Origin of the sequence: Serratia sp. JKS000199 (genome assembly GCF_900215455.1) — a bacterium.
In the GTDB taxonomy this organism is placed as follows: domain Bacteria; phylum Pseudomonadota; class Gammaproteobacteria; order Enterobacterales; family Enterobacteriaceae; genus Serratia; species Serratia ureilytica.
Window position 1 is genome coordinate 2,641,262 of sequence record NZ_LT907843.1, and the last position, 21,665, is coordinate 2,662,926.

Annotated in this window: 16 protein-coding genes and 1 tRNA gene; 8 read left to right on the plus strand and 9 right to left on the minus strand. The window is 57.5% G+C overall.

The window, feature by feature from the left end; all coding sequences use genetic code 11:
• Position 1: 1 nt before the first annotated feature.
• A complete protein-coding gene (locus CPH57_RS12635) occupies positions 2 to 934 on the minus strand; it encodes an aromatic alcohol reductase (RefSeq protein ID WP_096242410.1) in 933 nt (310 codons plus the stop codon).
• An 86-nt stretch (positions 935 to 1,020) separates the two neighbouring features.
• On the opposite strand from CPH57_RS12635, the gene CPH57_RS12640 reads away from it, so the two are divergent.
• Positions 1,021 to 1,440, plus strand: a complete 420-nt coding sequence (locus tag CPH57_RS12640; protein ID WP_033643748.1) for a helix-turn-helix domain-containing protein — start codon at positions 1,021 to 1,023, stop codon at positions 1,438 to 1,440.
• Positions 1,441 to 1,469: 29 nt separating this feature from the next.
• On the opposite strand, the gene CPH57_RS12645 is transcribed toward CPH57_RS12640, so the two are convergent.
• The 5 genes from CPH57_RS12645 to CPH57_RS12665 form a co-directional block, all read right to left on the minus strand.
• A complete protein-coding gene (locus CPH57_RS12645; RefSeq protein WP_033643749.1) occupies positions 1,470 to 2,186 on the minus strand; it encodes an ABC transporter ATP-binding protein in 717 nt (238 codons plus the stop codon).
• Positions 2,183 to 3,058, minus strand: coding sequence for an ABC transporter ATP-binding protein (locus CPH57_RS12650; protein WP_096242411.1), 876 nt, complete (start codon positions 3,056 to 3,058; stop codon positions 2,183 to 2,185). The genes CPH57_RS12645 and CPH57_RS12650 overlap by 4 nt, the downstream gene beginning before the upstream one ends.
• Positions 3,055 to 4,341 carry a high-affinity branched-chain amino acid ABC transporter permease LivM gene (gene livM, locus CPH57_RS12655; protein WP_033643751.1) on the minus strand — a complete coding sequence of 429 codons (1,287 nt, stop codon included), beginning with the start codon at positions 4,339 to 4,341 and terminating at the stop codon, positions 3,055 to 3,057. The genes CPH57_RS12650 and livM overlap by 4 nt, the downstream gene beginning before the upstream one ends.
• A 10-nt stretch (positions 4,342 to 4,351) precedes the next feature.
• Positions 4,352 to 5,266: a branched-chain amino acid ABC transporter permease gene (locus CPH57_RS12660; RefSeq protein WP_033643752.1), complete on the minus strand. Its 915-nt coding sequence runs from the start codon at positions 5,264 to 5,266 to the stop codon at positions 4,352 to 4,354.
• A gap of 124 nt (positions 5,267 to 5,390) precedes the next feature.
• Complete coding sequence (locus CPH57_RS12665; protein WP_016927040.1) at positions 5,391 to 6,509, minus strand: branched-chain amino acid ABC transporter substrate-binding protein; 1,119 nt, start codon at positions 6,507 to 6,509, stop codon at positions 5,391 to 5,393.
• A gap of 582 nt (positions 6,510 to 7,091) precedes the next feature.
• Here CPH57_RS12665 and CPH57_RS12670 point away from each other — a divergent pair.
• From CPH57_RS12670 to CPH57_RS12700, 7 genes are all read left to right on the plus strand, one after another.
• Positions 7,092 to 7,167 (plus strand) — tRNA-Asn (locus CPH57_RS12670).
• A 391-nt stretch (positions 7,168 to 7,558) separates the two neighbouring features.
• Positions 7,559 to 9,622, plus strand: coding sequence for a CHAT domain-containing protein (locus CPH57_RS12675; protein WP_096242843.1), 2,064 nt, complete (start codon positions 7,559 to 7,561; stop codon positions 9,620 to 9,622).
• Positions 9,619 to 13,341, plus strand: a complete 3,723-nt coding sequence (locus CPH57_RS12680) for a hypothetical protein (protein WP_172428007.1) — start codon at positions 9,619 to 9,621, stop codon at positions 13,339 to 13,341. Before CPH57_RS12675 ends, CPH57_RS12680 begins: the two co-directional genes overlap by 4 nt.
• A 16-nt stretch (positions 13,342 to 13,357) precedes the next feature.
• Positions 13,358 to 14,680, plus strand: a complete 1,323-nt coding sequence (locus CPH57_RS12685) for a hypothetical protein (protein WP_096242413.1) — start codon at positions 13,358 to 13,360, stop codon at positions 14,678 to 14,680.
• On the plus strand, positions 14,677 to 16,092 hold the full coding sequence (locus CPH57_RS12690) for a C25 family cysteine peptidase (protein WP_197705151.1): 1,416 nt from the start codon (positions 14,677 to 14,679) through the stop codon (positions 16,090 to 16,092). The genes CPH57_RS12685 and CPH57_RS12690 overlap by 4 nt, the downstream gene beginning before the upstream one ends.
• Before the next feature lie 332 nt (positions 16,093 to 16,424).
• A complete protein-coding gene (locus CPH57_RS12695) occupies positions 16,425 to 17,720 on the plus strand; it encodes an MFS transporter (protein ID WP_033643756.1) in 1,296 nt (431 codons plus the stop codon).
• A gap of 26 nt (positions 17,721 to 17,746) precedes the next feature.
• Entirely contained in the window at positions 17,747 to 18,553 is an 807-nt protein-coding gene (locus CPH57_RS12700) for a substrate-binding domain-containing protein (RefSeq protein ID WP_096242414.1), read from the plus strand.
• Here the strand turns inward: CPH57_RS12700 and CPH57_RS12705 are convergent.
• From CPH57_RS12705 to CPH57_RS12715, 3 genes are all read right to left on the minus strand, one after another.
• Positions 18,528 to 19,427, minus strand: coding sequence for a LysR family transcriptional regulator (locus tag CPH57_RS12705; RefSeq protein ID WP_096242415.1), 900 nt, complete (start codon positions 19,425 to 19,427; stop codon positions 18,528 to 18,530). The genes CPH57_RS12700 and CPH57_RS12705 overlap by 26 nt on opposite strands.
• A gap of 102 nt (positions 19,428 to 19,529) precedes the next feature.
• Positions 19,530 to 19,916, minus strand: a complete 387-nt coding sequence (locus CPH57_RS12710; RefSeq protein WP_223524775.1) for a diacylglycerol kinase — start codon at positions 19,914 to 19,916, stop codon at positions 19,530 to 19,532.
• A 185-nt stretch (positions 19,917 to 20,101) separates the two neighbouring features.
• A complete protein-coding gene (locus tag CPH57_RS12715) occupies positions 20,102 to 21,226 on the minus strand; it encodes an N-acetyltransferase (RefSeq protein ID WP_096242416.1) in 1,125 nt (374 codons plus the stop codon).
• Positions 21,227 to 21,665: the final 439 nt, after the last annotated feature.

The window sequence follows — 21,665 nt, forward strand, 5'->3', positions numbered from 1 at the left end:
ATTAACCACCCTGAGAAGCCAGCCACTGGCCGGCGGTGGTGGCGGCCATGCCCTGGCGCGCATTGAAGGTGTTCGCCTTATCCCAGGCCACGCCGTCGGGTCGGGCGAAAGCCAACCGGTATTTCGCGCCGACGTCATGCGGATGATTCCGCACCTCCGCCTGCAGCCGCTCTTTGTCCAACAGGACTCTGTTGACCTCCACGCCCCAGTGCGCCTGCATAAGATCGGCAAGCTCACGGTAGGTCAGCGTATCCCCGGCGATATAGACCACCAGGTTGCGAAACGCGGGCCGATGGAAAAAAATCGCGGCCGTCAGCCGGCCAATGTCCTCGGGAGTGGTCAGCGTCACCGCATACTGCCAGTCACCCAGCGCGCGCACGGTTTTGCGTTCCGCATCCACCACGCCAAAAACCGAGTCAAACAGGTAGCTGGTGAAAATGCCCGTGGAAACAATCACCCACTCCGTTGCGCTCTGCGCGCGCAGCAGGTGACGCACCTCAAGCTGTTCATCCCACACCGGCTGCCCGCTGCCTTTACCGACGACATCGTAGTCCACGCCGAACTGCCACGGGAAGTAGCGCGCCACGCCGGCCTGCAAAACGGCCTGGGTGATCTTTATCTGCGTGCCCGCCCCGCCGACGAAGCCGCTGCAGTTGATTACCGCATCAAAGCCGCGCAGCAGCACGCTCAGCGCCTCCACACCGCTTTGCTGTAGATCGCCTTCCACCACGGCGATCCCGAGCCGCGCCAGTTCATCCCGCCGCGCCCGGAGCGGGCCGCTGACGGCGCGGGCGGCCTCCGGCCGGAGCAGTACGCTGATTTTTAAAGATGGAGATAACCGAGCCTGCCGGCTCATCGCTCGCAGTACCGGCAGCCCCAGTTCGCCGGCGCCGAGTATGAGCACGGTATTGATGGATGGATTTGTGGATTTCATGCTTGCCTCCTGTCTTGACACTGCGTCATCCTGACAGCTGACAAAAACGGGTTCAATTAGGTACACGCGTGATACCGGGGAGGAATATGACGAGCGATCGGGAAGCGCTGCTGCAATTTTCGCAAGCGTTCTGTGAAGCATTGAGCAACGACGATGAAGGATTGAAGCGCGAGATCCTCGCGCATGCGGGCAACCGTTGGTCGCTGGGCGTATTGCATCTCCTGGGCACCCACGGGCCGCTGCGCCACGGCGAACTAGGCCGCCAATTAGCGGGCGTGACGCAGAGAATGCTGACGCGGACGCTGCGCCATCTCGAGCGGGATGGGTTGATATCGCGCTGCGATTATCAGGAAAAACTGCCCCGCGTGGTTTACACCATCACCGAGGCGGGGGAAGAAATGCTGCTCAACATGCTGCCGCTCTGGTCGTGGATTATCTCCTCCGCCGACGCCTTCAGGGCAGCCCGCTCGCACTACGATAGCCAAGAGCGCGACGCCGAAAAATGAACGCGGGCTTCCCTGCCCGCAGGCGGCTGTCAGCCGCCGCCCAGATACGCCTTTCTCACCTGCGGATCGTTCAACAGTTCTTCCCCGCTGCCGGTGAGGCGGATCTGGCCGTTGACCATCACATAGCCGCGATCGGACAGTTTCAGCGCATGGTTGGCGTTCTGCTCCACCAGAAACAGCGTCATGCCGCTGCGGGTCAGTTCGCGCAGCACCCCGAAGATCTGCCGCACCACGATCGGCGCCAGCCCCAGACTTGGTTCATCCAGCAGCAACAGCTTCGGCCGGCTCATCAGCGCGCGGGCGATCGCCAGCATCTGCTGTTCGCCGCCGGACATGGTCATCGCCCGCTGGTTGCGCCGCTCTTTCAGGCGCGGAAACAGCTCGAACATGCGCGGCAAATCCTCTTCCAGGTAGCGATTGCCGACGGTGATGGTGCCCATCAGCAGGTTCTCCTCCACGCTCATGTCCGGAAAGATGCGCCGCCCCTCCGGCGCCTGCGCGATGCCGCTGCTGGCAACAAAGTGCGTGGAGCGGCGGCTGATGTCCTCGCCGCGAAACAGGATCTGCCCGCCGGCGATACGCGGCTGACCGAAGATCGACATCAACAGCGTGGACTTGCCCGCGCCGTTGGCGCCGATCAGCGCCACCGTCTCCCCGGCGTTCACCTGCAGCGACACCTGGCGCAGCGCCTGGATCGGCCCGTAAAACACATCGACCTCGCGAAATTCCAACATCGTTTCGCTCATCCCGCCAGCTCCTCTTCGTCCGCGCCCAGGTAAGCGGCGATCACCGCCTCGTTGTGCTGAATCTCCTGCGGCGTGCCGCGGGCGATCACATCGCCGTGATCGAGCACGATCACCCGATCGGAGATCTCCATTACCATGCCCATGTCATGCTCGATCAGCAGCACCGTGATGCCGTGATGCTGGCGCAGGAAGCGGATGATGCGGCTCAGCGCGGCCGTCTCCACCGGGTTCAGCCCGGCGGCCGGTTCGTCGAGGCAGATCATCTCCGGCGCGGTGCACATGGCGCGCGCGATCTCCAGCCGCCGCTGCTGGCCGTAGGACATCTCCCCCGCCAGCCGGTTGGCGCAGTCCGCCAGATCCACCACCTCCAGCCAGTAGAAGGCGTGATCGAGCGCGGCGCTTTCCGCCCGGCGGTAGCCCGGCGTATTCAGCACCCCGGCGATCAGATTGCGGTTGCTCTGCATGTGCTGCGCCACCAGCAGGTTTTCCACCACCGACATTTCGCGGAACAGGCGGATATTCTGGAAGGTGCGCGCCAGCCCGGCGCGGTTGACCAGGTGGGTGCCGCCGAACATCTTGTAATAGAGGCGCGAACCGAGCCGCTTCGGGCGTATCCAGTCGCTGGCGCGGAACTTCTGCCCCAGCACCTGGATCACATCGGTCGGCCGCTTGTGGGTATTGAGCAGGATCGCGCCGCCGGTGGCGCGATAGAAACCGGTCAGGCAGTTGAACACCGTTGTCTTGCCGGCGCCGTTGGGGCCGATCAGGGCGGTGATGGAACCGCGCTCCACCTCCAGATTGACGTCGTTCAGCGCCTTGATGCCGCCAAAGCGCATCATCAGGTGTTCCACCCGCAAAATGGCGTCGCTCATGGCGCCACCCCCTTGCGTTCCGCAAAGCTGGCGCGGCTGATGCGCACCAGCCCGCGTGGCCGCCAGATCATCATCGCCACCATCAGCACGCCAAACAGCAGCACCCGGTATTCGGCGAAGCTGCGCAGCAGCTCCGGCGCCACCGTCAGCACAAAGGCCGCCAGCACCACGCCGAGGGTGGAGCCCATGCCGCCCAGCACCACGATCGCCAGGATCAGGGCCGACTCGAAGAAGGTGAACGAAGTCGGGTTAACGAACCCCTGGTAAGTGGCGAAAAACACCCCCGCCAGCCCGGCGGTGGAAGCGCCCAGCATAAACGCCGACAGCTTCACCAGCACGTGGTTCAGCCCGAGGGAGCGGCAGGCGATCTCGTCCTCGCGCAGCGCCTCCCAGGCGCGGCCGATCGGCATGCGCGTCAGCCGGTGCTTGATATACAGCACCAGCAGCACCACCAAAAACAGCATCGCGTAGATGAAGATGAACTTGAGATTGGGATTGTAATCGATGCCGAGAAACTCGTGGATCGGCACCCCGCCGTCTTTAGCGCGCCGGCCGAACTCCAGGCCGAACACCGTCGGCGCCGGCACCGAAATGCCGTTCGGCCCGCCGGTGAGCGACATCCAGTTGTTCAGCACCAGCCGGATGATCTCGCCGAACCCGAGCGTGACGATGGCAAGATAGTCGCCGTGCATCCGCAGCACCGGAAAGCCCAGCAGCGCGCCCGCCAACGCCGCCATCAGCGCCCCGAGCGGCAGCATCGCCCAAAAACCGAGCCCGAGATACTGGTAGCCCAACGCCAGCCCGTAGGCGCCGATGGCGTAAAACGCCACGTACCCCAGATCGAGCAGCCCCGCCAACCCGACCACAATGTTCAGCCCCAGTCCGAGCAGCACGTAGATCAGGCCGAGGATCGCCACCGTCAGCAGGTATTTGGTGGCGACGAACGGGAACAGCAGCGCGATCGCCGCCATCAGCGGCAGGAACCAGCGCAGATTGGATTTATAGCCCAGCGGACGCACGTACACGCCGTCGTTGCCGCCGTCGAAGCGCGCCAGCACCTTGCGGCCCGGCGCGGTTTGCAGGAACAGGCTCAGCAGCAGCCGCCCGGCCATCACCGCGACGATGATCCACACCAGCCGGTGCGGCTCGAAGTTAAAGCTGTAGCCGTTCAGCACGATGCCGACGATCGGCCCGAACACGATCAGGGCGATCAGCCCGGCCAAAACGGCATCCAGCAGGCTGCGTTTGACGTTCAGCCCGCCGTTGATTACGGATTGCGACATGGCGTTCTCCTTAAACCTTGGCGACCAGCGGCCGGCCGAGCAGGCCCTGCGGGCGGAAGATCAGGATCGCCACCAGCAACCCGAAGGAGAACACGTCCTTGTAATCCGAATTCACCATCCCGGCGAACTGCGCCTCCGCCACGCCGAGCAGCAGCCCGCCCAGCATCGCGCCCGGCAGCGAGCCGATGCCGCCCAACACCGCGGCGGTGAAGGCCTTGATGCCGATGATAAAGCCGACGTAAAAATCGAAGGTGCCATAGTTCATGGTGATCAGTACCCCGGCCAGCCCGGCCATGGCGGCGCCGATCACGAACACCAGCGAGATCACCCGATCGGTATTGATGCCGAGAATCGAGGCCATTTTGCGATCCTGCTGGGTGGCGCGGCAGATGCGCCCCAGCCGGGTGCGCTGAATGATGTAGGTGAGGATCGCCATGCCGAGCAGCGACGCCACCAGAATGAACACCTTGGTGTAGGTGATCTGCACCACGCCGCCGTCGAATTCCAGGCGGAACACGCCGCTCAGCAGCGTCGGGATGCCCTGCTGGCGCGGCCCCTGGCTTATCTGCGCATAGTTTTGCAGGATTAACGACATGCCGATGGCGGAGATCAGCGGCGCCAGGCGGGTGGAGTTGCGCAGCGGCCTGTAGGCGATACGCTCGATCACCCAGCCGTACACCCCGGTGATGACGATGGTGAATACCAGCGTGCCGAGGATCAGCAGCGGGAACGATTGCAGCCCGAAGAACGACAGCAGCGCCAGACCGATGGCGCACAGGTAGGCGGAGATCATGTACACCTCGCCGTGGGCGAAGTTGATCATGCCGATGATGCCGTAAACCATGGTGTAGCCGATGGCGATCAGGCCATACACCGCGCCGAGGGTCAGGCCGTTGATCAGCTGTTGCAGAAAGAATACATCCATAATGAGCAGTCTCGCCTGGTAAGGCCGCCAACGCAGTCCGACGCGGCCCAAAGGTAGTCGCGGAACGGGCGCGCCAAGGCGGCGGCCCGTCGGTCATAGGGTCACACCCTCAATGTTCGGCCGTTTACAGTTGGTGATATTTGCCCTTGTCATCCCATTGATAGACCACGTAATCCGAGACCTTCAGATCGCCCTTCTGATCCCAGGCTTTTTTACCCATCACGGTGTCAACATCGTGCGACTTCAGCCATTCGGCGGCCTTGGCGCTGTCTTTGCCGCCGGTGGCGTTGAAGGCGGCGGCGATCGCCTGGATCGAAGCGTAGGAGTAAAGGGTGTACCCTTCCGGCTCAAAGCCGCTGGCGCGGAACTTGGCGATCACCGCCTTGCCTTCCGCGATCTGGCGCGGATCGTTGCCGAAGGTCATCAGCACGCCGTTGGTGTACTGCGGCCCGCCGGCGGCGGTCACCAGCTCTTCGGTCACCACGCAGTCGCCGGAGAAGAACTTGGCGGTCACGCCCTGCTCGCGCATCTGGCGCACCAGCGGCCCGGCTTCGGGATGGCAACCGCCGAAGTAGACCACGTCCGGCTTGACCGAGGCGATCTTGGTCACCAGGGCGTTGAAGTCTTTCTCGCCGCGCGACAGCCCCTCATACAGCACCTCTTTAACCCCGCGCTTGTTCATTGCCGCCTTGGCGGCGTCCGCCAGCCCCTGGCCGTAGGTGTCTTTATCGTGGATCACCGCGATGCGTTTGGCCTTCAGGGTATCCAGCATGTAGTTGGTAGCGATCACCCCCTGCTGATCGTCGCGCCCGCACATGCGGAACATGGTCTTCATGCCGCGCTCGGTGATCTGCGGGTTGGTGGAGCCGGGGGTAATGGCGATGATGCCGGCCTCGTCATACACCTCGGAAGCGGGCATGGTGGATGAGGAACAGAAGTGGCCGACCACCGCCGACACCTTGTCCTGATCCACCAGCCGGTTGGCGACCGCGACCGCCTGTTTCGGTTCGCAGGCGTCATCCCCCTGCACCAGTTTGATTTTTTCCCCTTTGATCCCGCCGGCGGCGTTGATGTCCGCCGCCGCCTGCGAAGCCCCGCGCCAATACTGATCGCCATAGGTGGCGTTCGGCCCGGAGAACGGCCCGGCGACGCCGATGACGATATCGGCCTGCGCGGAAAAAGCCGTACCTAAACAACCGATGAGCAAAGCAGCGAGCGGACTTTTTATCAATTTCGATGACATTGTTATCTTCCTCAGCACTGTTTTCATACCCTAGATAATTGGCGTTGCATCCAGGCGGCAAGAGCATGAGCCCCGAGAGCTGACTCAAGGTCAGTGACCGGGGTAAATGCTCGCAGCCAACACCGAGGCAGCGTCAAGTATGACGGGTATAGCGGAACGCCCGGGGGCGCGGAACTTTCACTTTATGTGTAGACGGGGAAAATAATTTTCTTGAGAGCGCAGTCGCATTCCCCAAAAATGGGTAAGCAAAAATCCAGCCATTGTGACGACGAATACATATTGTTTGCTTATTCATCCTACATATCAGTTGCGGCGCGGCGTGTGGCGCCGTTAACCAGGGTCTGGCCAATACGGTTAGCGCGAGTGGAAGTATGGGTGGGAGAACGGCCCTGCACCATCGCCGTGCAAAGGCGTGTGCAAGCGGCGTCAAAACGATTGGGGATGCAAAAATCAACGCATAGCGATGGAAAATGCCGAAAAACAGCGCAAGGTGCTCATTCCCTCAGCAAACGCGCTTTTTTTGCAGTTTAGCGCTTTGACAAACCCCGGATGCCCCGCTATTATTCGCCCCGTTCACACGATTCCTCTGTAGTTCAGTCGGTAGAACGGCGGACTGTTAATCCGTATGTCACTGGTTCGAGTCCAGTCAGAGGAGCCATATTTAGAGAAGCCCGCTCAGGGAAACCCGAGCGGGCTTTTTGCTTTTTGCTTTTTGCTTTTTGCGTTGCATGGCTGTGCGCAAAAATCGATACAACGCATCCTATCGTTATTTATCTATTAATTTTCGCCCTTATTTTATTTCAGTAGCGAAGCGCTCCTCATCAACACCGCGCCATATTGGACAGAAATCCTTATTCAAGCTAGATGTATATTATACCGTCACGAACTGGTCGGCGACGCTCTGAACACCCAGTGTCTCAGCAAAATATTAAATAAAAAAATCAGTTATCTAAATAACTACGTGCTGAAATACGCTGGGTAGACTCCCGCCTCCCTCTCTCGTTTTGGTCGTCAATGCTGTCGACAACGCTACTGTCGGGGGTACGTTCATGAAAGGCTATGCGGAACTTGAGATCGTGTTTCAGCGGAATTCACTCGATGAATTTCAAGCCAGTTTTCGCCAGCGCTTTGACGAAAGCGAAAATATTACCCCTTTCATCCCGTTGGCATTAAACATCCACGATCCGACATTTTACTCCCGCAACCCGCAAAGAATGGGCCGGTTATTATCGGAATCACTGTTTATGCAGCCCGCACTGCGTGATGCATTCACGTCCGCCCGGGCATTTTCCGGCCATCAGCAAAGCCCGCTAAAAATACGCCTGCTTATCGATTCAAACGCATCTATATTGCACAGCCTCCCTTGGGAAACGCTGGTTGACCCCTCCGATCCAGCCACGCATCTCTTACGCAGCAATCAGTGCGTTTTTTCGCGCTATCTGGCGGCTCGAACTTACCGCCTCCCGACGTTGCGCCCTAAGCAAGGCATTAAGGCACTATTAGCCATCGCCAATCCCCAGGACCTGTCGGAAACCTTCCCGCCCATCAACGTTCCTCATGAGCAGGAGCTCGCTGAAAATGCCCTGCGTCATGTTCCGTTAACCACGCTCACGCGGCGCGGAAGCGCGACGCTCCAGGCGGTTATCGAAGGCATAAAAGAGGGAGCCGACATTCTCTATCTCATGTGTCACGGCATTGTCGGGCAGCAAGGCGCCGTGTTGTGGTTGGAGGATGAGACCGGGAATGCCGCCAGCGTCACCGGCGAAGATTTCGCCGCGCGTTTGGGCGCGCTGGAGAGAATTCCCAGCTTGGTCGTCCTATGCTCCTGCCAAAGCGCCGGTGCCGGCAATCCCGCACGCGACGCGCTGGTCGCTCTGGGCCCCCTGTTAGCCAAAGAGGGCGTGCCGGCGGTATTGGCGATGCAGGGCAAGCTTTCGATGTCTGCGGCAACGCAATTTATCCCGGAGTTTTTCAGACAGCTGGCGGAGCATGGCGAAGTCGATCGCGCTACCGCCAGTGCGCGGGCAAAAATCATGGACTCACCGGACTGGTGGATCCCGGTCGTTTTTACCCGGTTGAATAATGCACGTATTTGGTATCCACCCGGATTCGGTGTTTCCGACGAAAATAAGGATCCCTGGGCTCTGATCGTCGACAATATTACCAGCCAAGACAGCACTCCTATCCTCGGCCCGAGCATGAACGAAGCGCTGTTCGGCTCGCGGCGTGAACTGGCACGTGAATGGGGGGAAATCTACCACTATCCGTTAGGTGGGCACGACGTGGCGGGTCTGCCGCAGATTGCACAATATCTTGCCGTGATGCGGCAAGACAAATACCCCCGTCAGGAATTTTACAAGTACGTCTATGAGCGAATTCTTGAGAAATATCCTGACGATGTGCCGGACCGGCTAAAAGGTTTAGATCAAATGGAGATCTACACATCACTAGGAGAACTGGTTTCAGTGGTGGGGCAAAAAATCCGCGCCCGTACCCCTCTTGATCCGCTGCGGATCTTGGCCGGCTATAAACTCCCGGTTTACATCACCACCGATCCCAGCGATCTACTGGTCGATGCCCTCAAAGAACAGGGCGCGACGCCGACAGTCCGCCTGCTGAGGTGGAATATACACGCTGAAATTTGCGATGCCAATTATGTCAGCCGAGCCCCCGCCAGCCCGGCGGACGAAGGCACTGCGACCCATCCGATCGTGTTCAAGCTCTTCGGGGATTTATCCACGCCAAAATCGCTGGTGTTAACCGAAGATCATTTTTTTGACTACCTGACCAAAGTCTCTTCCGCCCAAGACGCCATTCCCCTTTACGTCCGTGCCAGGCTGAACAGCAGCGCGCTGCTGTTTGTCGGCCTGCAGGCTGAATCCTGGGAGTTTCGGGTACTGTTTCGCAGCCTTTTACTGTTGGAAGGCCATGACCTGCGCAAAAATATCGAACATTTCTCTGTACAAATTGATCCAAACAGCATTCTTGATCCCGGCAGCGCACGCCGCTATATCGAAAAATACCTGCAGACGAAGGCCCAATGGCGTCTGTACTGGGGAGACGTTACCACCTTTATGGCGGAATTAAATGCCCGTACGCAGGAGGACTCATGAAGGCTCCTTACGTAGGCCCCAGCCCTTTTAGCGCCGAACAAACACTCTTCGGTCGCGACGCGGACATTAAGCAACTGCAATGGCGCTTAATCTCGGATCGGATAATCGTGCTGTACTCCCCTTCCGGAGCGGGTAAAACCTCGCTTTTGATGGCCAAGAACGGCCTTTTATCCACACTGACAACGCTGTTCCATGTTTTACCCGTGCAGCGCATCGCGCAGGCCGATGATACCGATCCGGTCATCTCCCTCTTGCAGCGCCTGGACCAAGATAGTTTTGGCTCGATTCGTCCCAATGATACGCTTCTTACCTACTTCAACCGTATCACTCTGCCTGAATCTGATCCGCCGAAGCGTCTTCTGTTAGTGCTCGATCAATTTGAGGAAGTGTTAACCGGTAATGTCCCCTACGAGCAACAAAAAGTCTTTTTCCAGCAGTTGAAAGAACTGCTGTCAAACGACGAAAAAACTATCTGGCTCCTCATCAGCATGCGAGAAGAATACTTCTCCTGGCTTGATGATTTCCGCGATGATATTCCCACCCGCCTTAACAACACCTACCGTTTAAACCTGTTGTCGGTCGAGCAAGCCGTCGCCGCCATCAAGGGGCCGGCAGAAGCCATGGGCGTCGCTTTTCCAGTGCAAGACGGAACAGATGCGGCGCAGTTGCTGGTCAGCGAATTGATTAAAGCGCCGGAAGGCGCACGCCCGAGTAAGACCGTGGAACCGGTACAGCTGCAGGTTATCTGTACGGATCTGTGGAACACCTTAAGCCAAACCGAGCGGCAGGTCTGTGAGGTTCGCGTCGCCGACGTGGCGGGATATAACCCGGACAATGCCTTACTGGATTACTGCACCAAGACGCTCAATCTGGCGGCGCAAGATCCCCATCGATTCAGAACGTTGGGAGATTGGATAGACCGGTATCTGCTGACGTTAAGTGGGCGCCGCTCAGCCGTGATTTTCAGCCCGCAAAGCACGGACGGGCCATCACTTAAAGAAATTCAAAAGCTCGAGGAGCACCATCTCATCCGTCGTCAAAGCCGTGAAGACGACATGTGGTATGAATTGGCGCACGATCGTTTAGCCGGCCCCGTACGCCGCAGCATAGAAGAGTGGCGTAGCAATAATCTGAAAGAATGGCAAAAACAGGCGCGGATATGGCATATGGACGGCGAAAAACCAGATTACTTTCGCGCCCTGCCATACCGTACCCAACGAAAAATGAGGCCGGCGGAAAGCGATGCTCCCGATTCAAAAGTCGAGGCGCGATTCCTCGCGGCGTATGCGTCGTATCGCCGCAGGAAACAGCAGCTTTTTTGCGCTTCGGGTTTAGTCATCGCCGTTTTGGCGATAATTATTGGTTTCTTTGTTGACAAAAGCGCCGATGAACAACAGAAAACCAAGCTCGCGTTGAATTATCTCGCCATTCAAACCGGTATTCTTTCCATTCTCAACGATCACCCCAACCCAGGTTTGGAAGCCTTAGCCACCGCGGCCGGCGCGCAGTTACGGTTACCAGCCAACTCAAACAATCTGTTGACGTTCAATTTTCAAATGTTGCTCGGCGACTATCTCGGCCGCTATAGACAACTTGAGCGCATTGATACTCTCGGCGATGGCAAAACCACAGTAGTACGAATCCGCGAGAACGAATGCATTAGCGCCAAGATCGGCCGTGACCGTTTCTCGATAAAAACCTGCGGTGCGAACAGCGAATTCATCCCCCCCGAAGAGGTGCAACAGGCGCATCCCTCGGGAATTAACACCTTAACATTAGTCACACCTAAACTATTGGCGACTGGAGATGGCGATGGGACGATCCGCATCTGGGGTCTGGCGACAAGAAAAACCGTGGGAGGCCCGCTACATCTGCCCGATAGTGACAACACTAAGCATGTAAGCAACAAGGTGCGTGCCATCACGGCAGCTGGCGACAGGCTTTATGCCGGATATCAAGACGGTACGCTGGCCGTGTGGAAAATATCCGGAGCCGAATTTGAATTATTGTCACAACAATTCGATAAGAAAACCAACTCCGTGATGGCCACCGCCGTCGCCCCCCAAAATGCTCTGGATAACGTCGCCATCGCCACAAGCAGGGCAGTCAAATGGCAGACGTTTAGCCAAGGTAAACCGCAACAGTCCATCCCATTGGCGGCCATCGCGCCAGAGACCGAGTACAGCAAAACTTTTTACAGTATCGACATCAGCCCCGATGGACGATTTATCGCAGCCGGCAGCAGGGATGGCTACATTTATATCTGGGACACTTTACGCCTTTCTCCGACCAAGAATAACGTCGAAAAGGATGTTTCGCCGCGAGCCGACGCCCCCTTGCCAACATCGTCGTTCTTTTACTGGCCAACGATTATCAACGCTCATCAGCAAACCGTCGCGCAACTCAAGTATCTGCAAAATGGCGACCTCTTGTCATTAAGCTGGGATGGGAGCCTCAAGCTGTGGCTGTTTTCGGCCAATAATGCCGCCGCTCCCACCAACCGCACCCTTTTGCAATTTCCGCGGCAGTTGGTCAGCGTCGCGACCGAGCCTGATGAGCAAAGCGCCTATGTCACCAGTGAAGCCGGCGACATACTCAAAGTCAATTTGCGCGTTGACAGACATCCTTTAGGGCAATTTTTGCTTAGTCCTCAAGCTCCTGCGCTGTTTGTCGACAGTAAAGCAAACCGTCAGCTATTCACCGTACAGGCGACAGGGCTGACGCAATATCGGTTGGATGCCAATACCGGCCAACCATCGGTCATTCGGCAGTTGCCGGTATCGAACGTCGTCGCTCTCGCGTGGTCCCCCTCAGCCACGATGCTCTTTGCTGCGCAACAGCAAGGCGTTGAGGTGTTTCGCAATGTGCTGATTTCACCTTCCCAAGGCGAGCCGCTGGCGTGCCTGCTGCAACCGCCAGGCCGCCGCATCGCCGCCATTCGCGTCAATGATGCCGGCACCCTGCTGGCGGTTACCCTCGTCGGCAAGAACGGGCGAGAGCTCGCCAATAAACTGTATCGCCTCACCGCGTCAGCCCCCCATGGATTCACCTGCAAAGAAATTAAAACTCAGCGCAACGTCTACTTTCCATTGCCCTGGTTCAAACCCAACAGCGACGAAATCATGACCATAAATGACAAGAATGAAATCGTCTCATGGCGATTCAACGCTCAGTCACGTGAAGAACTTGAGATAGTCAAAACCCGCGTCATTCAGGTTGCGAGCGAACGTTCTGAATCCAGCAATATGCGTGCTCCGATCGAAACACTGGCGTTCGATTCTTCAGGCCAAACGATGCTGCTGGGCGACTTCTCGGGCAAGATATATTCCGCAACGATAAACGGGGAGGACTGGTCGTTCACACAGAAGAAAAATGATTCATTTTTTATCCCCCATCTATTGGCCGTCGCGGGTGATGGCAACACCGTCGCCATGGGGGACAACAAAGGGCAGTTGTCCGTGTTCGTCGCAGGTTCAGCCATGCACATCGCACAAGACTTCCACACGACGCCAATCACCGCCCTCGCCCTTTCTCAGGATGGAGAATGGCTGGTTTCTTCATCAAGCGCCGGCACAGCCATTTGGGATCTGCGCATGAAAAGCTGGATAAAACAGGCTTGTAAATGGGCGAACCGCCCGACATTCCAGCCTGGAGACAGCGACAAATACTTCCACTACGCGTCCATTAACGCCCCGTGTCCCGACAATCAACAGAGATGACTTTTGAGGAGGTTGTATGCCATACCGCACGATCCCGACAACGGATACAAACTATTTCATGATTGTCACCGATAAAAACGGCGCGGAACTAGATAACGATCCCGATGCACCTAACGGCAAACTGAGCGAGTTGATGCTGTCATCCCTGGTGGACAATGGCATTACCGACGTGTTCATTCGCTGCCACGGCTGGCATCAGGATAAGGCCAAAGCCTTCGCTCAATTTGACAGTTGGATCGGCGCTTTTGCCTCGCTGGATGAAGATCGCCTGCATATGCTGCAACAAATCCCCTCGTTTAAAGAAATGCACATTGGCTTTCACTGGCCCAGTCTGGCATGGGGGGATGAAAAAGAGGCCTCAGACACCAGTTTCTCCCCTGCTAACACTCAGACATTGAGAGAAAGGATCGACTTCCATATCGAGGCGCTCGGCGGCACACCGGAAGTTCGGGCGGCGCTGTATAAAATCTTTGATGAAGTACGCACAGACTCCGCGTCAATGACGTTATCCGACACCTTGCGTGCGGCCTATTTAGAGCTCAATGCCGCACTGGATTTGGGTGCCAACGGCGCACCGGGTGAAGGCTCCGCCGATCGTCTGCCTTTCGATCCCGATCAAACCGTGGCTGAAGCCGTCAATAATGTGGCCTTCGGTAATGATGTCGGCGACAACCCGTTACTGGCGCCTCTGCGGCAATTAACTTTTTGGACGATGAAGAAAAGAGCCAAAGACGTCGGCGAAAGAGGGCTGCATCCTCTGCTGCGCGCTATGCAGCAAGCCTCACCCGCCGTACGCATCCATCTGATGGGACACAGTTTCGGTTGCATAGTCGCCAGCGCGGCCATTGCGGGCCCTGCTGGCGCTACGCCGTTGCCATTCCCGATAAACTCTTGCGTATTGGTCCAAGGCGCCATGTCTATCTGGTCCTTTACCTCATCACTCCCTACATCACATGAAACGGCAGGATTCTTCAATAACATCCTGATGGAAAAGAAAATCAGCGGGCCTTTAGTGGCTACGCGCTCGGACAGCGACATGGCCGTCGGCAAACTTTATCCCTGGGCAGCAGGGGTGGCTGGCCAGGTCGCCTACATGTTTCCTCCGCTCTATGCCGCAATTGGCGCGTTGGGCATTTGTGGCATACCCACCGCTCACAATATTACCCTATTGCCAGCCGCTGGCATCTATGCCTTCGTTCCGGCTCACATTTATAACGTGAACAGCAGCAATTTTATTTGCCATGGCAACGGCATCTCCGGCTCGCACAGCGATATTGCCGGCCCCGAAGTGGCCCATCTGCTCTGGCAAGCGGCGCTCAAAACGGCGGACGCATCATGATTGACGAAGAACAGATGCCGCTACTGGCTTTCGGCATTCACGCTGACACGGGGTTGCCATTGGAAACCGGGGGCATGGATCAGCACGAGCAGCATCAGTCTGCCGCTGAATCACTGCTCGGACAAACCGTCGGCGCGGCATTTCCCGACAGAGCGCATTTGGGTTTGCAATTCGGTTTCGATGCCGACCAACTGTCCGAAAGTGGTTGGGGGCTCCTCTTCGCCGCGAATATGGACTCGGCACCTCATTTGGCCGCACTGGCCCCTCTGGTTGAATTGCGACGGCAGCAGGCCGGCGACACATTCCGCATCTTCGCCGGTCCGGACGGTTACCGACAGGGCGAAAGCGCCAGCGGCTGGCTTAATCGTCATGGTTCCTCATTAGATATGATTAATCCCGATCTCGGCATGCCTTATTATCTTGTCCTGATCGGTTCGCCAGAGGCCATTCCGTTTGAATTTCAATATGCGCTGGATCTCGTCGCCGGGGTTGGGCGATTGGATTTCCCCACACTTGAAGAATTTACCGCCTATGCAGACAGCATCGTGGCCCATGAAACAGATGCCTCTCGCAAAACAGCTCGGCGTATTGAACTGTTCGCTACCCGCCATGATTTCGATCGCGCCACCCAGCTGTTCATCAAGCATGTCGCCACCCCCTTTGGCGCTGGCACAGGTTCACTCGGGCCGTTGGGTGAAAAGTATCGCTTTGCGTTAAACAGTTCATTAAGCGAGCAAGCGACCAAAGCCTGCCTGAGTCACCTGCTCAGTGCCCCACATAACCCGCCTTCGCTGCTGATCACGGGCACGCACGGCATGGCCTTTCAGGCCGATGACCCTCGACTGGCGGACCATCAAGGGGCATTGGTGTGTCAGGATTGGCCCGCTTATGGCGATATTACCCATGAACACTGGTTTGCCGCTCAAGATATTCCAGAGCATGCCAACGTTCATGGCATGATCCATTTGTTTTTTGCCTGCTATGGCGCCGGTACGCCGGCGTTCGATAACTTTCACTCTAAAGCGGATCGCGTTCGCATTGCGCCACATGCGATGACGGCCCGCCTGCCGCAAAAGCTCATGACGCTTCCCCAGGGAGGCATTCTGGCTTCTCTGGGACATATTGATCGGGTGTGGGCATCCAGCTTCGTTTCTGAAATCGGTATGGCGCAGCCCCAACGATTTCGTGACGTCATCCATCGCTTGCTTGCCGGCCAACGCGTCGGTATGGCCACCGACGCTTTCAACGGGCAGTGGGGGGTGCTAAGCACCAGGCTGTTGGAAAAACTGAATAACAAACTGAATGGACAAACCGTCCCCGCCGCTGACTTGCTGGCATTGCAAATCGCGCGCGATGATATCCGTAATTATGTCGTATTGGGCGATCCCGCGGTTAGGTTGAAGCCAGAGTAGGATGATGTGAGCGGGTAAATATCACCATCCCCAGCCGGGACAACCCTCTGGCCCAGAAACCGTTACTGCCTGGTCACTACCTTCTCTCCCCGCCGCCCCTTTATGAACCCTGTCACAAAAAGCGCATAACGTTTTCGGCGTTCTGCGCAGCGGGCGATGAGCGACAAACTTGTTAACGCCACGTTACATCGGGTTAGGCAACATTGTTAACGCCGATTGATGCGTCAAACGCATCACGCCATGAGTTTATTGCGCTTATTTACTTTATTTTCCTGAGCGAGTCTTCAGCAACAGGCGCAGCGTCAAGCGCCAATAACAAACTGGAGATAAAGATGCATTCCTCTACCTCACCCATGACCACCCGGGCCAGAACCGGCGCGATACTGCGCGTCACCTCCGGCAACTTTTTAGAGCAGTTCGATTTTTTCCTGTTCGGCTTTTACGCTACCTACATCGCACACACCTTTTTCCCGGCCAGCAGCGAGTTCGCCTCGCTGATGATGACCTTCGCGGTATTCGGCGCAGGTTTTCTGATGCGCCCGATCGGCGCCATCGTGCTGGGCGCTTACATAGATAAAGTTGGCCGCCGCAAAGGGTTGATCGTGACCCTGTCGATCATGGCCGCGGGCACCTTCCTGATCGTGCTGATCCCCTCTTACCAAAGCATCGGGCTTTGGGCGCCGCTGCTGGTGCTGTGCGGGCGTCTGTTGCAAGGCTTCTCGGCGGGCGCGGAGCTGGGCGGCGTGTCCGTCTATCTGGCTGAAATCGCCACGCCGGGCCGTAAAGGCTTCTACACCAGCTGGCAGTCCGGCAGCCAGCAGGTGGCTATCATGGTGGCGGCGGCCATGGGCTTCGCGCTCAATGCGGCGCTGGAAGAAAGCGCCATTCGCGAATGGGGCTGGCGCCTGCCTTTCCTGTTCGGCTGCCTGATCGTTCCCTTCATCTTCTTCCTGCGCCGCAAGCTGGAAGAGACGCAGGAATTTACCGCTCGCCGTCACCACCTGGCGATGCGCGACGTGTTTAAAACCCTGCTGAAAAACTGGCCGGTGGTGATCGCCGGCATGCTGATGGTCGCCATGACCACCACCGCGTTTTACCTGATCACCGTCTATGCGCCGACCTTCGGCAAAAAGGTGCTGCTGCTCAGCGCTTCCGACAGCTTGCTGGTCACCCTGCTGGTGGCGATCTCCAACTTCATCTGGCTGCCCATCGGCGGCGCGCTGTCGGACCGTTTCGGCCGCAAACCGGTGCTGGTCGCCATGACGTTGCTGACGTTGGCCACCGCCTACCCGGCGCTGAGCCTGCTCGCCGCCGCGCCCAGCTTCAGCATGATGCTGGCCGTGCTGCTGTGGCTGTCCTTCATTTACGGCCTCTACAACGGCGCCATGATCCCGGCCTTGACGGAGATCATGCCAACGGAAGTGCGGGTGGCCGGGTTCTCGCTGGCCTACAGCCTGGCGACGGCGGTATTCGGCGGCTTTACGCCGGTAGTCTCCACCGCGTTGATCGAATACACCGGCGACAAGGCTTCACCGGGTTACTGGATGAGCTTCGCCGCGCTGTGCGCCCTGCTGGCGACGCTGTATATGTATCGCCGCATCGCCATGCCGCTGCAAACCGCGCGCTAAGCCGCCATCTCAAAAGGAATGATGCCATGCAAAAACTCACTCGTTCGATCCTCGCCGCGCTGGTGTGCGCCTCCTGCAGTACGGCGGCGCTGGCCAAAGACGTGACCGTCATGATCTCCGGCGGCTTCAAAGCCGCGCTGGAGAAGCTGGCCCCGGAGTATGAAGCCCAAAGCGGCGACAAAATCATTCTGGTGTCGGGCCCCTCGATGGGCAAAACGCCGCAGGCGATCCCCGCGCGGCTGGCGCGCGGAGAGCAAGCCGATGTGCTGATCATGGTGGGCGACGCGCTCACCCAACTGGAAAAAGAGCGCTGGACCCAGCCGGGTTCGCGCGTGGAGCTGGCCGATTCGCCGATCGGCATGGTGGTCAAACAGGGCGCGCCCAAGCCGGTGATAAAAACGGATGCCGACCTGCGCAATGTCTTGCTGCAGGCGGACTCTTTCGCCTATTCCGACAGCGCCAGCGGCCGCTATGTCAGCGGCCAACTGTTCAAAAAGCTGGGCATCGAGGAACAGGTGAAAGGGAAAGCGCATAAGGTTGAGCGCATTCCGGTGGCCTCTGAAGTGGCGCAGGGGAAATACGCGCTGGGTTTCCAGCAGGTCAGCGAATTGCTGCCCGTGGCGGGCGTGACCTTTATCGGCGAGCTGCCTGAAAACGTGCAGTACATCACCCGCTTCGCGGGCGCGGTAACCGCCAAGGCGGAACATCGCCGCGAAGGCAAAGCGCTGCTGGACTTCCTCGCCTCCTCTCAGGCCCAGCCGACCATTCGCGCGACCGGCATGCGAACCGTGCTGGCGCCGCAGCCGGTCAGGCAGAGTGATACTGTTCAGTAATCAGCTTTTCCAGCTCGGCGGCGACGAAAGACTGCATGCGGCCGCCGCGTCTGATGAGGCCTACGGTGCGTTTCACCACCGGATCGACCAGCGGCACCGACGTCAACACCGAGTGCTCTGAAGCGGGCATCGACATGGCGGGCACGGCGGCAATGCCGATGCCCGCCTCAACCATGCCCAGCATGGTCGTCACATGGCGAGTTTCACACACGCTGGGGCGTTCCGGCACGAGGTGTTCCAGGCGCTGATCGAGCAGATTGCGATTGCCGGAGGTTTTATCCAGCGACACGTAATCCTGCTGATAAAACTCCCGCCAGCTGAGGCTCTTTTTACCGGCGAGCGGATGGTCTCGCCGGCAGGCGGCCACGTAGACGTCCCCCACCAACGGCACAAACTCAAGATTAGGCTGCAGCCGCCCGGCGAAGCAGATGCCGAAATCGGCCTGGCCGCCGGTGACCGCCTCGATGACATTGCCTGCGCTGCCGTCGATCAGCTTAACGCGCACGCGCGGATAGCGAAGCCGGAAACGGCGTATCACGTCGGGCATGAAATAGTAGGCCGCCGACGGCACCGTGGCGACGGAGACCAGCCCCACCCGCTCTTGGCTGACCTTATCGATATCAGCCATCACCGCTTCGACGTTCATCAGCAACTGCTCCGAACGTTCGGCGAAGGCCTGCCCGTACAGCGTCAAGGTCACGCGCCGGGTGGTGCGATCGAACAGTTTGATGCCCAGCGCGTTTTCCAGCTTCTCAATCCTGCGGCTTAATGCCGACTGCGACAGGCAGATGGACTCTGCGGCCAGCCGAAAATTGCCGTACTCCACCAGCGCGCGAAACGCATAAAGATCGTTGAGATCAAAATTCACGGGCATAACGGCAACCTATCCTTACCATGGCGCCAAAGGCGTAAAGCAACGATAATAGCCGCTTATTTAGCCGCAGCAACCGGTTTAACGCCGTAGCGCGCCTCGCCGTTATCCTCCCAGCAGCACCGTCCCCCAAATAATGATGGTCATTATCACCGCCACCAGCTGCGCTGCGCCGCCCAGATCTTTGGCGCGTTTGGATAACGGATGCAACGCCAGCGAAATGCGATCGACCACGGTTTCAATCGCCGTATTAAGCAGCTCAACCACCAGCAGCAGGAAACTGCAGGCGATTAATAACAGCCGCTCCATTTTTGTAATATCCAGAGTAAATGTAACAACCAGTAAAATGGCGTTAATAACCAATAATTCACGAAACGCATTTTCGGTCAGCGCGGCATCAATAAAGCCGGCCCAGGAGTTCCTTATGCTGTAGGTTAATCGGCTTATTCCCTTTTTCTTTTCCACAGGCATGCATTCTGCTCTCTTCAGCATCACGGCGATCGTGGTTCAATAAATCACGCGCCGTGAATTTATCTCGGGTTTATTAATTAACGGCCTTAACCGTTCCACTCTGGGGACAATGCTTTCACTCACGCTCAGTCCCCCAAAACGAACGGCGCCGCACGCAATGCGCTTATTATCCTGATGGCGTTAAAAGGCGATGCGATATCAGTCGATTAAAGCGTCTTTTCGTACAAACGGTAGCGCTTATAAGGCACCGCGCCGATACGTTCTAAAATCGTCCGCATGCCGGTATTGGTTTCCAGGATCCACGACATTTCCAGCGCGTCGATATTGCGCTTGGCGAACGGCTCGCGCAGCGCCTCAATCAACAGCAATGCAATAATCGGCCCGATGCGGCTGAATTGATATTCCTGGCGAACGCCCATCAGCGGCACGCGCGCGGTGCGAACGCCGCTGACTTTCAGCCGCCACAATAACTTCGCCCAACCGAACGGCAATAACCGCCCCTGCAGATCGGCAATCGCCTCATTAATGTTCGGCAACCCGACGATAAAGGCGCAGGGCGCGCCATCCACCTCGGCGATATGGATCATATCGTCGGGCACCAGGAACTTCAGCTGATCCCCCATGGTGGCGAACTCATGCTCGGTGAACGGAACAAACCCCCAGTTATGCTGCCACCCGGAGTTGAATACCTCGCGCAGCACCTGCATCTCCTCGCGAAAGCGCTTGCGGTTGAGGCGGCGAACGGTCACCTTTTTGCGCACCTGATCCATCATCCGGGTCAGCGACGGCGAAAAATGCAGGTCGGTTCTTTTCATCCAATAAGCAAGCAAATCAATCCCTTCGCTATACCCTTGCTGCGCTATCTGGGCCGCATAGTAGGGTTTGGCATGGGTCATCAGGGCCGACGGCGGCGTGTCGAACCCTTCGACCAGCAGGCCGCTTTCCTGATTGATGTTGAGGCTGAATGGTCCGGTGATTTTACGCGCGCCTTTCGACCTCAGCCACTCTTCCGCTACCGTGAATAAGGTGCTGAAAACGGCGGGATCGTCAACGGCGTCGATCATGCCGAAGTGACCGGTATCTTCTCCGTGCAGCGCCCGGTGCAGAGAATCGATTTGCGCGGTGATGCGCCCGACGACCTTCCCCTGCTTTTTCGCCACCCACGCCTGCCATTCGATATGATCGGTGCCGGGATTCTTCTTTGACAAGTGCTCTTCGCGCTCTAAATACAGCGGCTCAATCCAGTTCGGGTCATCACGAAACAGTAACGAAGGGAAAGCAATAAATTCTTTAAGTTCGCGTTTATCCAGAACTTTCTCAATACGGATCATAAATAGCCTTACGTTTTAATAAAATAATTAAATATGAGCGCGACAACGCCTTTAGCATTTTTTATGCTGTTCTCTTTTATTGGATTGTGTATCGCCTCCGGTTCAACGATAAGAAAAACCGAATATTCCCCCCTGTGAACCAGCGCATTATTTGCCTATCACGCGCACTGAGGCGGCGTGATTAAACAAAAAAAGGAAAGCCCAACGCGGCGCTGACATGCTACGCTATGCGTGCTCTTTTATTATTTAGTGCTATTTGGGCGAAAGAAACCCGCCGCTTTAAGTGTACCGACTTTAATCAGGTGGCGCGCCGCCATTTTTACCACTTAATGCTCTTTTTAAGAATCAACTTAAATGAGGCATTCACTTTTTGATTTCTTGCGGCATACTGTTTAGGAAGTGTTTAAGTTCGAAGATAGCCATGCATGAGGTCATAACC